The organism is Ruegeria sp. CK1 (genome assembly GCF_056536545.1).
Window position 1 is genome coordinate 1,342,098 of sequence record NZ_JBQFPX010000001.1, and the last position, 13,001, is coordinate 1,355,098.

At 56.3% G+C, this 13,001-nt stretch carries 13 protein-coding genes; 6 read left to right on the forward strand and 7 right to left on the reverse strand.

All coding sequences use genetic code 11. From position 1 onward, the window contains the following. Window positions 1-11 precede the first annotated feature (11 nt). The 7 genes from ACR0L3_RS06515 to iscR all read right to left on the reverse strand — a co-directional run bounded on the left by ACR0L3_RS06515 (window position 12) and on the right by iscR (window position 6,270). Window positions 12-578, reverse strand: a complete 567-nt coding sequence (locus ACR0L3_RS06515; RefSeq protein WP_480744596.1) for a YIP1 family protein — start codon at window positions 576-578, stop codon at window positions 12-14. Beyond that, a complete protein-coding gene (locus tag ACR0L3_RS06520) occupies window positions 575-1,060 on the reverse strand; it encodes a YIP1 family protein (RefSeq protein WP_480744598.1) in 486 nt (161 codons plus the stop codon). Before ACR0L3_RS06520 ends, ACR0L3_RS06515 begins: the two co-directional genes overlap by 4 nt. Continuing rightward, entirely contained in the window at window positions 1,060-2,343 is a 1,284-nt protein-coding gene (gene sufD / locus ACR0L3_RS06525) for a Fe-S cluster assembly protein SufD (protein ID WP_480744600.1), read from the reverse strand. The genes ACR0L3_RS06520 and sufD overlap by 1 nt, the downstream gene beginning before the upstream one ends. Continuing rightward, window positions 2,343-3,098 carry a Fe-S cluster assembly ATPase SufC gene (gene sufC, locus ACR0L3_RS06530; RefSeq protein ID WP_480744602.1) on the reverse strand — a complete coding sequence of 252 codons (756 nt, stop codon included), beginning with the start codon at window positions 3,096-3,098 and terminating at the stop codon, window positions 2,343-2,345. Before sufC ends, sufD begins: the two co-directional genes overlap by 1 nt. A gap of 70 nt (window positions 3,099-3,168) precedes the next feature. Further along, window positions 3,169-4,689, reverse strand: coding sequence for a Fe-S cluster assembly protein SufB (gene sufB, locus ACR0L3_RS06535; RefSeq protein ID WP_480744604.1), 1,521 nt, complete (start codon window positions 4,687-4,689; stop codon window positions 3,169-3,171). Between the two features lie 18 nt (window positions 4,690-4,707). After that, the gene (locus tag ACR0L3_RS06540) at window positions 4,708-5,751 is read right to left on the reverse strand and encodes a cysteine desulfurase family protein (protein WP_480744606.1); all 1,044 of its coding nucleotides are present in this window, start codon (window positions 5,749-5,751) and stop codon (window positions 4,708-4,710) included. Window positions 5,752-5,811: 60 nt separating this feature from the next. Further along, window positions 5,812-6,270, reverse strand: coding sequence for a Fe-S cluster assembly transcriptional regulator IscR (gene iscR / locus ACR0L3_RS06545; protein WP_480744608.1), 459 nt, complete (start codon window positions 6,268-6,270; stop codon window positions 5,812-5,814). A gap of 178 nt (window positions 6,271-6,448) precedes the next feature. Here iscR and ACR0L3_RS06550 point away from each other — a divergent pair, with 178 nt between their 5' ends. The 6 genes from ACR0L3_RS06550 to ACR0L3_RS06575 form a co-directional block, all read left to right on the forward strand. Next, on the forward strand, window positions 6,449-7,102 hold the full coding sequence (locus tag ACR0L3_RS06550) for an alpha/beta hydrolase (RefSeq protein WP_170497481.1): 654 nt from the start codon (window positions 6,449-6,451) through the stop codon (window positions 7,100-7,102). Next, a complete protein-coding gene (locus ACR0L3_RS06555; RefSeq protein WP_480744609.1) occupies window positions 7,102-7,347 on the forward strand; it encodes a hypothetical protein in 246 nt (81 codons plus the stop codon). The genes ACR0L3_RS06550 and ACR0L3_RS06555 overlap by 1 nt, the downstream gene beginning before the upstream one ends. Continuing rightward, window positions 7,344-8,501: an HD domain-containing protein gene (locus ACR0L3_RS06560; RefSeq protein WP_480744611.1), complete on the forward strand. Its 1,158-nt coding sequence runs from the start codon at window positions 7,344-7,346 to the stop codon at window positions 8,499-8,501. The genes ACR0L3_RS06555 and ACR0L3_RS06560 overlap by 4 nt, the downstream gene beginning before the upstream one ends. 387 nt (window positions 8,502-8,888) lie before the next feature. After that, window positions 8,889-9,224 (forward strand): DMT family transporter, encoded by a 336-nt coding sequence (locus ACR0L3_RS06565; RefSeq protein ID WP_480744613.1) that lies wholly within the window; start codon window positions 8,889-8,891, stop codon window positions 9,222-9,224. Window positions 9,225-9,300: 76 nt separating this feature from the next. Further along, window positions 9,301-11,118, forward strand: coding sequence for a translational GTPase TypA (gene typA, locus ACR0L3_RS06570; protein WP_480744615.1), 1,818 nt, complete (start codon window positions 9,301-9,303; stop codon window positions 11,116-11,118). A gap of 304 nt (window positions 11,119-11,422) precedes the next feature. Then, window positions 11,423-13,001 (forward strand): hypothetical protein (locus ACR0L3_RS06575; protein WP_480744617.1); only part of this gene is annotated, 1,579 nt, incomplete at its 3' end.

The following is a 13,001-nucleotide window of genomic DNA, read 5'->3' on the forward strand; positions in this document are numbered from 1 at the left end:
TCTTCTTATCCCTATACCGGGGCGCTGGGTGTCAAGGCGAGAATAAAGGGCACAGCGACCAAAGCCGATAGCACGATGACCCCGAAGGACTTCCAGAGCGTTCCGAATTTATGCGCTTCATTCAAAAAATGGAGCGTGACGTAAAGGCTCACTATCGCTGTAGCGAACAAAAACAGCACCATCAGAAATGGAACAGTGATCGACAGCACCAAAGTAAAGAACATCGCGGCGATCTGCAGATACTGAAGCCAGATCGTCAGCGTCATGATCTCGCTGAATGTTGCACTGCCGCCCAGAAGACGACCGGCAAACAGAAAGGCGATGATGCTGAACATCATCAAAACGCCTGAGCGGATCAGGCTGATGAATATCGGCTCGGGCGCAGAAACGTCCACTCCCTCTGGTACAGGCAACAAATTTTCGAATCCGAATTGAACCAGACCGTTTAACACTACCGCCAAAGCGAAGCCTAGCCACAGAACCTCGCGCCCTGGACGCAAGGCCAGCAGTTGCCGCGCCGCGACTGCTGGGTTGGTCAAGGTCAAAACCGCTAGGTTGCCCAAAGTCATGGTCGTCATTCTACCTGCCTTTGTGCTTGTCTCAGGCCTGCCAGCCAGAACCAGATAAATACGCCCAGCCAAATAACCCCAACAAAGGTCAGTGCCGGACCAGGCCCTATAAAACCAGCGACCAAACCGTTCAGCAGCACCAGAGGTGTCGACGACAACAAGGCCCAGAACAGCGCCAGACGAGCACCATAGGCCGAGCCGCGACCGCCCACTAAACGGGCCGCACCATACGACACAAAGGCCAGCGCATAGAAAAACAGCGGCAGGATAATGACGGTCCCCAACAAGGCCCCGCCCATGAGCATGTTTAGCTCAAGCCCTTCAAGATGAGCCCGGCGCGCAAGGCTGGGAAGCTGCGCGATAAAAGACACCACGCAGAACCCCATGACAAAAATTAGCGCCCGATCTTCCCGTTCGCCCAACTCCAGAAGACGGCGAACGACCCGCCCCGGCCCCCGGTAAGTGGCTACGATATCCGATGTGACAGGCATCAACTGCGACGCGCCAACCAGTCTTCCAGACGCGTCACGATCTCTTCGGCAAGTGTCTTGTCTTCGATCTCGTCAACTGCCTCGGCCAAGAAAGCCAGCGTCAGCATGTTGGTCGCGTCTTTGTGCGGAACACCGCGAGACCGCAGATAGAACAACGCTGTTTCGTCAATCGCGCCAGAGGTCGAGCCATGCGAACACGCCACATCATCGGCATAAATCTCTAGCTCTGGCTTGGCCAGAAACTGGCTGTCGTCATCCAGCAGCAACGACTGGCTGATTTGATAGCCATCCGTTTTCTGTGCACCTTCTTTTACAAGGATCTTGCCTTGGAAAACACCGGTTGCACCGTTGCGCAGCACTTTCTTGAATACCTGACGGCTTTCGCAATTTACCGCATCGTGGGTGATGAAAACGGTGTCGTCGTGATGGAAATCTCCATCACCGACACAAGCTCCAGCCACATGCGCAACCGCATCGTCACCAGTCAGCTCCACAACCTGCTCGTTGCGGGTCAGAACACCGTTTGCAGTCAGAGTGAACGACTTATAAGTCGATTCCTTACCCAAACGCGTGAACATATGGGTCATTGCCCGGCGCTCGTGATCGCGACCCTGCGCACGCACATGATGCAGTGTGCCGCTATCGGCAATGTCGATCTCCATGCATTTGTTAAAGCGCGAGGCGGCTGGGCCGACTTCAAGGACGGTCACTTCGGCATCAGATTCCACGCGAATAACGTGGTGCAGCATCGCGTCCGAGTTTTCCGAAGCATGACGATACATCAGACAAATTGGCTTGGACGGTTTTCCAGTCACGTGGATGGCAACACCATCCTTGGCAAATGCTGTGTTCAGGGCTGCCAGCGGACGTTGAACGGGCGTCTGACCACGACGCTCCAACGCACCGTACAGCTCTTTTGCCCAATGGATATCCTTACTGCAGATATCCTCAATCCGATCGATCACTACACCTTCCAAGGTCAGATCGTCAGATTCTTCGGGGCTAAATACACCGTCAACGAAGACAATTTTCAGGTTGTCCATGTCTTCGAAGATCAAGGACTCACCTGCATCGAACACCACGGCATGCGGGGCATCGGCAGAGATCAGCGTATCAGGGCGCGTGTATTTCCAATACTCATCCCGTCGACTGGGCAGGCCCATCTCGCGCACACGTGCCAACGCATCATCGCGCGCGGTCTGCGTGCATCCGCACATTGCGGGCAACGACAGGGACGCCAGCCGTTCCTCAGTTGCGGTTTGTTTCGCTTGTGGCAAAGCCATTAGTTCACCTCGGCCAGAATGTCAGAGTAACCGTTGTTCTCAACTTCCAGCGCCAACTCGGGGCCACCGGTTTTTACGATTCGACCGTCCGCCATGATGTGAACAACATCAGGTTTGATGTGATCCAACAGGCGTTGATAGTGGGTAATGACCAGAAACCCGCGGCCCTCGTCCCGCAAGGCGTTTACACCTTCGGCAACCAGTTTCATCGCATCCACGTCGAGGCCCGAGTCGGTCTCATCCATGATGCACATCTTCGGTTCAAGCATCGCCATCTGCAGGATTTCGTTGCGCTTCTTCTCACCACCCGAGAAACCCACATTGACCGGACGTTTCAACATATCCGCGTCGATCTTCAGGGTTTTCGCCTTGGCTCGCACTTCTTTCAGGAAGTCCGCAGCCGACAATTCCTCTTCGCCACGCGCTTTTCGTTGAGCGTTCACAGCAGTACGCAGGAAGGTCATGTTGCCGACACCTGGAATCTCAACCGGGTATTGGAACGCCAAGAAAACACCCGCAGCGGCGCGTTCTTCCGGCTCCATCTCAAGCAGGTCTTCACCATCCAGCGTGGCTGAACCGTCGGTCACCTCATAGCCATCGCGCCCTGACAGCACGTAGCTGAGTGTCGACTTACCGGAACCGTTTGGCCCCATGATTGCGTGTACCTTGCCAGCTTCAACTGTCAGGTCCACACCTTTCAGAATTTGCTTGTCTTCTTCTTCAAGCTGTACGTGCAGGTTCTTGATTTCCAGCATGTTTTGTCCTTTAGCGTATCGCAAGGGGGAGCATGGCCCCCTGTTGTTCAGAATTCAGAGAAAGTCGAGATTAACCTACAGACCCTTCGAGGCTGATCGCCACTAATTGCTGGGCTTCCATCGCAAACTCCATCGGTAGCGCCTGCAGAACGTCCTTACAGAACCCGTTGACAACCAGCGCCACGGCCTCTTCTTCGTCCATGCCACGCTGACGGCAGTAGAACAGCTGATCGTCATCCACCTTGGACGTCGTCGCCTCATGTTCCACACGCGACGAGTTGTTCTTGACCTCGATATACGGAACCGTGTGCGCCCCGCATTTGTCGCCGATCAGCAAGCTGTCGCACTGGGTATAGTTGCGGCTGTCCTTCGCCTTGGGATGCATCGAGACCAGTCCACGATAGGTGTTCTGCGCCTTGCCCGCGCTGATGCCCTTGGACACGATGCGGGATTTGGTGTTTTTGCCCAGATGAACCATCTTTGTGCCAGTGTCGGCCTGCTGGTAGTTGTTGGCAATTGCGATCGAGTAAAACTCACCCTGGCTTTCGTTGCCCCGCAGGATGCAGGACGGGTATTTCCAGGTCACGGCTGATCCGGTCTCAACCTGCGTCCACATCACTTTCGACCGGTCACCCCGGCAATCGGCACGCTTGGTCACAAAGTTGTAAATGCCGCCTTTGCCGTTCTCATCCCCGGGGAACCAGTTTTGAACGGTCGAGTATTTCACCTCGGCGTCTTCCTCGACGATAATTTCGACAACGGCAGCGTGCAGCTGTGCTGTGTCACGCTGGGGTGCGGTGCAACCTTCGAGATAGGATACGTAAGAGCCTTTGTCGGCAATGATCAAAGTACGTTCGAACTGCCCCGTGTTTTCCGCGTTAATGCGGAAATACGTGCTCAGCTCCATCGGGCAACGCACACCCGGCGGGATATAGACGAAAGATCCGTCCGAGAATACGGCCGAATTCAACGTCGCGTAGAAATTGTCAGACACGGGAACCACGGTGCCCAAATATTTCTTAACCAGCTCGGGGTGTTCCTTGATCGCCTCAGAGATCGAACAGAAGATCACGCCAACCTTCGCCAGTTCATCCTGAAAGGTTGTTCCCACAGATACCGAGTCAAACACCGCATCCACAGCAACCTTGCGGCCTTCAGCTGGGGCATCCTCGGCCCCTTCGACACCGGCAAGAATCATCTGTTCTTTCAGTGGGATACCAAGCTTTTCGTAAGTAGCCAGCAGCTTTGGATCGACCTCATCCAAGGACTTTGGTTTTTCCTCCATCGACTTCGGACGGGCATAATAATACTGGTCCTGAAAGTCGATCGGCGGATAGTGAACCATTGCCCATTTAGGCTCGTCCATTTTGGTCCAGCGCTCAAAAGCCGACAGACGCCATTCGGTCATCCATTCCGGTTCTTCATTCTTCTCGGAAATCAGCCGAACGATGTCGGGGTTCACGCCCTTGGGCGCGTATTCCATCTCGATATCGGTATCCCAGCCGTATTTATAGGTGCCGACTTCGCGCACCGCATCCACGGTTTCCTGATCGACACCTTCTTTTACCTGGGTCTGGTCCAAAGCGGCCATTTCCTTCACTCCGTCAGATCACGCGGCACGCGCGCGATGCTTTTTCTCTTTTTCAAGCCACGTTTCGGCGAAACGCAGCACATCTTCTTCTGTGGTCAAAGGCCCCAGCGATACGCGGATCGCGCTGGATGCTGTAACCTCGTCATAACCCATTGAGTTCAATACCGCGCTGGAACGGACCTTGCCGCTGGAGCAGGCAGAACCCGCACTGATCGCAAAACCCGCTAGATCCATCTGCATAACCTGCGTTTCGCCTTTCCAGCCTGGGGCGGCAAAACACAAGGTATTGGGCAGGCGGTCCTGACCTTTCCCGACAAAAATAGTAGATTTAGAACCGGCCTCAAGGGCATTTTCTAGAATATTTCTAAATTCTTTCACCTGCTCCCAAACGCCATTGGCCAAGTCCCGGGCAGCCGCCTCAGCTGCGGCCCCGAAACCCGCTATTCCAATGACATTTTCCGTACCGGAACGGCGGCCCATTTCCTGACCTCCGCCCTTGATTTGCGCCGGCAGCTCCGTGCCACGCTTCATCACGACAGCACCGACACCCTTCGGTCCACCCATTTTATGGGCCGAAATCGAAGCCATAGTCACATTCAACCAGTTGAACGCCACCGGAAGCTTTCCAAACGCCTGAGTCGCGTCGGTTACCGCCAAACCCGAGGGAAGCGATTGCACGATCCCTGTTTCCGAGTTGGCCAGTTGAAGTGTTGATTGACCGGGACTGACCACTTGAACGCGGCCAGAGGACTCAACAGTTAAATCCTCGTTTATCCAAGCTCTTACGGCGTCATGCTCAACAGCGGCACCGTGCAGTTGACGCCCACCTAACGTCAAGGCCGCCCCCTCAGTCGAGCCTGAAGTGAACACGATGTCAGCACCGTCTGCCCCAAAGGCCGCAGCGACCTGCGCACGCGCCCGTTCGACCAGAGCCTTGGCTGCTCGACCTTCAGCATGCACTGAAGACGGGTTCCCACACACCTCCATCGCAGCGATCATTGCGTCGCGGGCTTCCGGACGCAATGGTGTCGTTGCATTGTGATCCAAGTAAATTCGACTCATGGATTCACCTTTTTGGCAATGCTAAGACACGCAGCTTCTTTGGACTTGGAGCGCATCGCGTCACTCGTCGACAACTGCAAACAGGCTGGGTACAGCTGGACATGGCGCCAGATCGTTTTTGATCACGTCAGATAACCGCGTCTGATGCAAGAAGACGTAAACATTGGCGCTTAGTCCCTCCCACAAACGGTTTGTCAGTGATTGCGCCCGGCTACCCGAAGAAGCGCCCGACGCCCCGGCCCCCTTCTGCAGTGCATCAACTGTTTCATCCACAGCTGCCAGGATGTCGACCACGCAAATTTCCGACGCTGGCCGTGCTAAACGGTAACCTCCACCCGGCCCGCGCACCGACGACACCAAACCAGCCCGACGCAGTTTTACGAAAAGCTGCTCAAGATACGGCAGTGAGATGTCCTGACGCTCTGAAATCTCGCCCAGCGTCACTAGTGTATCATCCGGCTGAAGAGCGATGTCAGCCAATGCAACCATTGCATAACGACCTTTAGTCGAAAGCTTCATTGTTTACCCCTCTTCACTAGTGCCGCGCGAAAACATTGACGCCGCCGCTGCCAGTGCGTATCTCCGACAAGCAGCGCTTTGCGCAACGCATTCGTAATTAGAACCGTTCTAAGGTGCCCGACGATAACCGTCAAGTATATCCGGACGCCCAGAAGATTAAGACAGGACCAAAGCACACATGCCCGAGGTGATTTTTCCCGGACCCGAAGGCCGCCTGGAAGGCCGCTACCACCCGCAAAAGGAAAAAGACGCACCGATCGCCATCGTGCTTCACCCGCATCCTCAGTTCGGCGGGACCATGAACAACAAGGTGGTCTACAATCTGCACTATGCGTTCTACAACATGGGCTTTACCGTGTTGCGCTTTAATTTCCGCGGCGTGGGCCGCAGTCAGGGTGAATATGACCAGGGTGTAGGCGAATTGAGCGATGCTGCTTCGGCGTTGGATTACCTGCAGTCCATGAACAACAATTCCAAGCACTGCTGGGTTGCGGGCTTTTCGTTCGGCGCTTGGATCGGCATGCAGTTGCTAATGCGCCGGCCTGAAATCACAGGCTTCATCAGCGTGTCGCCCCCGGCCAACATGTACGACTTCTCGTTTCTGGCACCGTGCCCATCCTCTGGCCTGATAATCAACGGCTCAGCCGACCGCGTGGCACCCCCGGCAGACACCGTATCCTTGGTGAACAAGCTGCACGAACAAAAAGGTATCACCATCACCCATAATGAAGTGGAAGGTGCTGATCACTTTTTCCAAGATCGCCACATGGATACACTGATTACCGATGTCAGTGACTATGTAAAACGCCGCTTGACTGAGAACACGCGCTGATGTCCGACACCATCACCACTCTGGCCGCCAAGCTGGCCGAGGACACAATGAAAGTGATGGATGAAACCGGCGACGACCGTTTCTTTGTTGAAGTGGGCGAGTTGCTGGGCGCGTCCTCTCAAACATTAGAGGAAGCATTTCTGACAGAGATCCGAGTGCGTTTATCTGAACGAAAAGCACGCAAATTTGTCATTCAAAGACTGGCAGAACACCGTTCAAAAGTTAAGGCGATCGAAAAACAATGACCGAAAGACTGTCCGCGCAAATCGAATTCCTGAAACGCGCGGACAGACTGAAGTCGGTCAATCGCGCGAATTTTCTCCTTAACCAGTCCCGTCCAGAAAACGCAGCCGAACACAGCTGGCAGCTCGCCTTGTGGGCACTGGTCATGCAACCTTTGGCCGGTGAACACGTAGACATCCATCGGGTCATCCGGATGTTGTTGCTTCATGATCTAGTTGAAATCATCGTTGGCGATCATCCAATCCATCTGCAAACGGATTGGCAGGCCGTCGAACGGTCTGAACAAGCTGCTGCCACCGAACTTTTCGGAATTTTGCCCACCGATCAAAATTCAGAATGCTTAGCGCTCTGGCAAGAATTTGAAACAGATGAAACGCCCGACGCGAGATTCGCCAAATATCTCGACCGTTGCCAGCCGATGTTTCAGGTTCTTTGCGCTCCTAACTCAATGCCGGAACACCGAGCTATCGTTCAGGAAAACCTCAGCACGGGTCGCGCGGCTTACTTGAAGACCGAGTTTCCACTCGCATTTGAAGCGGCGCAAAGCTTGCTTGAAGGCGTCACTTTAAAAACGAACCCGTTTTCGGACTGCCTGCCGTTTCTTACGGAAAGTGACAAATTGAAATCAGTCTACCGCGCCTCTCGCCTTTTGAGCGGTGATCGGTTTGAGAACTCGGCCGAGCATTCTTGGCACATCATGCTTTATGCTTGGATTTTATCCGAGCACGCCGCCGCTGGTGTTTCCATTGACCGCGTTCTGCAAATGCTCTTGCTGCACGACATTGTAGAAATCGACGCGGGCGATCACCCCATTCACGGTGATGTGGACTATGTCGCCCAAGAAGCCGAAGAAAAAGCTGCAGCACAAAGGTTGTTCGGCCTTCTACCCGAAAGTCAAAACACCGCTTTCCAAACTTTGTGGCACGAGTTCGAGACGGCCGAAAGCGCTGACGCCCAGTTTGCCAAAGCCATTGACCGTTTTCAGGCACCCGTAGGAAATTTGGAAACTGGAGGTGGCTCATGGAGAGACTACGACGTCACCTATTCGCAAATAGAAGAGCGGGTAGGAACTCCGGTTCAGCGAGGAGCACCGAGTTTGTGGGCGTGGATTCAGCCCCAATTGGACACCTACTTCGCGACAGCTGCCAGAATCTAGGCAAAAGAAAAAGAGGCACAAGGGCCTCTTTTTCTCATGTTTCGGCAGGCGTAAAACCTTAAAACTCTCTAACCGTTCAACAAAATCGGCTGCGTTTTGTCGACGGACCCCCCGTCAGCAAGCCACCCATACGCCTAAGTAGGCACCGAAACAAACCTACTGCCAGATGCAGTCGCCTGAGCGTGCATCCAAGCGAAAGAAATTTCTCAAAAAGCAACAAGCAACTATCATTTCAAGTGACTAAAAAATAGTCAGGTTATCCATACTCAACAAGATATCGATGGCACCTAAAGTACGGTGTCAGAGTGGTATTGACGGAGAAATTCTTCTTGCCCAACTAACTGTTTTCGTGATCAACCTCACGAACAGTTCACCGAGAGTCTCACTTTGACAAAAGCTTATCTGTTCCTGTTGCTGGCGGTCATCGCTGAGACCATTGGCACCACCTCGCTGCAAGCAAGTCAGCAGTTCAGTCGTTTCTGGCCCTCAGTTCTGGTCGTAGTTAGCTATGGCATCGCCTTCTATTTGCTGGGCCTCACACTGAAATTTATGCCCGTTGGAATTGTCTATGCGATCTGGTCCGGGCTTGGCATCTTTCTGATTGCGATTATCGGCTTTATCGTTTTCGGTCAGAGGTTGGACTGGCCAGCGGTCATAGGTTTGGTGATGATTTTGGCCGGTATCCTGATCATCCACCTGTTTTCTAAGACAGCAGGCCACTGAAAACCGGTTAGGGCTGGCATATTGCTTCGCATCGCGTTATGCGCGCGACAACTTCCCGTTCAAAGGCTGACCTCTCATGGACCTGCGCAACATCGCAATCATCGCTCACGTGGACCACGGCAAGACGACCCTGGTGGATGAGCTTCTGAAACAATCCGGTGCGTTCCGGGAAAACCAAGCTGTGGCTGAACGTGCCATGGACAGCAACGACCTCGAACGCGAACGCGGAATCACAATTTTAGCCAAAGCCACCAGCGTCGAATGGAAAGGCACCCGGATCAACATTGTGGACACCCCAGGTCACGCTGATTTCGGCGGCGAGGTTGAGCGTATCCTTTCGATGGTCGACGGCGTTGTTCTACTGGTAGACGCAGCAGAAGGCCCTATGCCTCAGACCAAGTTCGTGACCTCCAAAGCTCTGGCTCTGGGCCTGCGTCCGATCGTCGTGCTCAACAAGGTGGATAAGCCCGATGCCGAGCCTGACCGGGCACTGGACGAGTGTTTCGATCTGTTCGCCAACCTGGGCGCTGATGACGACCAACTGGATTTTCCGGCTATGTATGCTTCGGGCCGTTCTGGCTGGGCTGATATGGAGCTGGACGGGCCACGCAAAGACCTGACCGCCCTGTTCGACCTGATCGTCGATCACGTCCCTGCCCCCAAACAAGCCGACAAAAAAGACGAACCCTTCCGGATGCTGGCCACCACGCTGGGCAGCGACCCGTTCATTGGCCGCATCCTGACCGGTCGCGTTGAAAGCGGAACCCTGAAAGCTGGTGACAGTCTCAAAGCGCTCAGCCGCGACGGTACGCTGATTGAAAACTTCCGCGCCTCAAAAATTCTGGCATTTCGCGGCTTGGCTCAACAGCCCATTGACGTTGCGGAGGCCGGTGACATTGTCACCATCGCTGGCATGAGCAAGGCAACCGTGGCCGACTCGTTGGTCTCGCCGCAAGTGAACGAAGCCCTGCCCGCGCAGCCTATCGACCCGCCGACCATCACGGTTACATTCGGCATCAACGATTCACCATTGGCTGGCCGTGACGGCAAAAAGGTTCAGTCGCGTGTTATTCGCGATCGCTTAATGAAAGAGGCGGAATCGAACGTCGCTATCCGCATCACTGATACGCCCGGCGGCGAAGCCTTTGAGGTTGCTGGCCGCGGCGAATTGCAGATGGGTGTTCTGATCGAGAATATGCGCCGTGAAGGCTTCGAACTCAGCATTTCACGCCCTCAAGTTCTGTTCCGTGAAGAAGATGGTCAGCGCCTTGAACCCGTCGAAGAAGTCACCATCGACGTGGACGACGAATATTCAGGGTCAGTGATCGAAAAGATTACAGGAGCGCGCAAAGGTGAACTGGTTGAGATGCGCCCAGCTGGTGCTGGCAAAACCCGGATTATCGCGCATGTACCCTCACGCGGGCTGATTGGTTATCACGGAGAGTTCCTGACTGACACCCGCGGCACCGGCGTTCTGAACCGTGTATTCCATGGGTGGGCCGCGCATAAAGGCCCAATTCCAGGCCGCCGCGCAGGCGTTTTGATCTCGATGGAGAACGGTCAAGCCGTGGCTTATGCTCTGTGGAATCTCGAGGAACGCGGCCGCATGTTCCTTGGCCCGCAGTCGGACGTATATCAGGGAATGGTGATTGGCGAACACTCACGTGACAACGATTTGGAAGTGAACCCACTAAAAGGGAAAAAGCTGACAAACGTTCGCGCGAGCGGATCGGACGACGCTGTGCGTTTGACGCCGCATGTTCAGTTCTCGTTGGAAGAGGCGATTGCCTATATCGACGACGACGAACTTGTTGAAGTCACGCCCAACGCAATCCGACTTCGCAAGCGTTATCTTGACCCACATGAACGCAAGCGGATGGCCAAAGCGGGGTAGCCTGCGCCAACGCCAGCACTCAGAAATTGGAAACAATGCCACGAATGTGGCATTATTGCCTCAATTTCGAAAATGACCAAACACACGAGGGGCCAATAGAGTTATTGGCCCCTCTTATTGTTTTTAAATATTTTTTCATTCCTCAAGGCGGCAGCAACCCAACGCAGTAGGATCGAAGGACTTGAAGGTTCGGCGGTCAGATGGCGTAATTATGTCAACAGTGTGACCTAGGCTATACAATGTGGCCAATTGATGTGCGAAAAAGGGTCGACTTTTAGGCTTAACGAGTACCAAGGAGTCCATTATGGGCCATCATTCCCGCAAACTCACAGCAATCCTGCTGGCAACTACAGTGCAATTTTTAGGTGTCGGCTCGGCCTCTTCACAAGCAGTTTGCACCGCAGCGACAGCACGTCAATCCGCAGGCTCACCTAGTCTCTTGTGTGATTGCGATGCGGTGACGACTGGCATGATCCGTTACATCCAACGGCGTGCAGATTTCGACAAATACCTAACACGTACAGGCGCAGAGTGCCCAGAGTTGGCTGGTTTACTGTCCGATTTCCCAACTGGGTCAATTGGCATTTCTGACCAACGTAGTGGAGACGGCATCAGCGTTATCGGCAACGGCGGCGGCAATGGCGGCGGCAATGGCGGCGGCAACGGCGGTGGAAACGGCGGTGGAAACGGCGGTGGCAATGGCGGCGGTAACGGCGGCGGCAACGGCGGTGGAAACGGCGGCGGCAACGGCGGTGGAAACGGCGGCGGCAACGGCGGCGGTAACGGCGGCGGAAACGGCGGTGGAAACGGCGGCGGCAACGGCGGCGGTAACGGCGGTGGAAACGGCGGCGGCAACGGCGGCGGCAACGGCGGCGGAAACGGCGGTGGAAACGGCGGCGGCAACGGCGGCGGCAATGGCGGCGGCAACGGCGGCGGCAATGGCGGTGGAAACGGCGGTGGAAACGGCGGTGGCAATGGCGGCGGTAACGGCGGCGGCAACGGCGGTGGAAACGGCGGCGGCAACGGCGGTGGAAACGGCGGCGGCAACGGCGGCGGTAACGGCGGCGGAAACGGCGGTGGAAACGGCGGCGGCAACGGCGGCGGTAACGGCGGTGGAAACGGCGGCGGCAACGGCGGCGGCAATGGCGGCGGCAACGGCGGTGGAAACGGCGGCGGAAACGGCGGCGGAAACGGCGGCGGCAATGGCGGCGGCAATGGCGGCGGCAACGGCGGCGGCAACGGCGGTGGAAACGGCGGCGGCAATGGCGGCGGAAACGGCGGCGGAAACGGCGGCGGCAACGGCGGTGGAAACGGCGGTGGAAACGGCGGCGGCAATGGCGGCGGAAACGGCGGCGGCAATGGCGGTGGAAACGGCGGCGGAAACGGCGGCGGCAACGGCGGCGGAAACGGCGGCGGCAACGGCGGCGGCAATGGCGGCGGCAACGGCGGCGGCAACGGCGGTGGAAACGGCGGTGGAAACGGCGGCGGCAATGGCGGCGGCAACGGCGGCGGAAACGGCGGTGGAAACGGCGGCGGCAATGGCGGCGGCAACGGCGGCGGCAACGGCGGCGGCAACGGCGGCGGCAATGGCGGCGGCAATGGCGGCGGCAACGGCGGCGGCAACGGCGGCGGCAACGGCGGCGGCAATGGCGGCGGCAATGGCGGCGGCAACGGCGGTGGAAACGGCGGCGGCAATGGCGGCGGAAACGGCGGCGGCAATGGCGGCGGAAACGGCGGCGGCAATGGCGGTGGAAACGGCGGCGGAAACGGCGGCGGCAACGGCGGCGGCAACGGCGGCGGCAACGGCGGCGGCAATGGCGGCGGCAATGGCGGCGGCAACGGCGGTGGAAACGGCGGTGGAAACGGCGGCGGCAATGGCGGCG

Bases quoted from the DNA above. Each gene is read 5' to 3' on its own strand.
- ACR0L3_RS06515 (WP_480744596.1), bottom strand. From the start codon at position 578: ATGACGACCATGACTTTGGGCAACCTAGCGGTTTTGACCTTGACCAAC.
- ACR0L3_RS06520 (WP_480744598.1), bottom strand. From the start codon at position 1,060: ATGCCTGTCACATCGGATATCGTAGCCACTTACCGGGGGCCGGGGCGG.
- sufD (WP_480744600.1), bottom strand. From the start codon at position 2,343: ATGGCTTTGCCACAAGCGAAACAAACCGCAACTGAGGAACGGCTGGCG.
- sufC (WP_480744602.1), bottom strand. From the start codon at position 3,098: ATGCTGGAAATCAAGAACCTGCACGTACAGCTTGAAGAAGAAGACAAG.
- sufB (WP_480744604.1), bottom strand. From the start codon at position 4,689: ATGGCCGCTTTGGACCAGACCCAGGTAAAAGAAGGTGTCGATCAGGAA.
- ACR0L3_RS06540 (WP_480744606.1), bottom strand. From the start codon at position 5,751: ATGAGTCGAATTTACTTGGATCACAATGCAACGACACCATTGCGTCCG.
- iscR (WP_480744608.1), bottom strand. From the start codon at position 6,270: ATGAAGCTTTCGACTAAAGGTCGTTATGCAATGGTTGCATTGGCTGAC.
- ACR0L3_RS06550 (WP_170497481.1), top strand. From the start codon at position 6,449: ATGCCCGAGGTGATTTTTCCCGGACCCGAAGGCCGCCTGGAAGGCCGC.
- ACR0L3_RS06555 (WP_480744609.1), top strand. From the start codon at position 7,102: ATGTCCGACACCATCACCACTCTGGCCGCCAAGCTGGCCGAGGACACA.
- ACR0L3_RS06560 (WP_480744611.1), top strand. From the start codon at position 7,344: ATGACCGAAAGACTGTCCGCGCAAATCGAATTCCTGAAACGCGCGGAC.
- typA (WP_480744615.1), top strand. From the start codon at position 9,301: ATGGACCTGCGCAACATCGCAATCATCGCTCACGTGGACCACGGCAAG.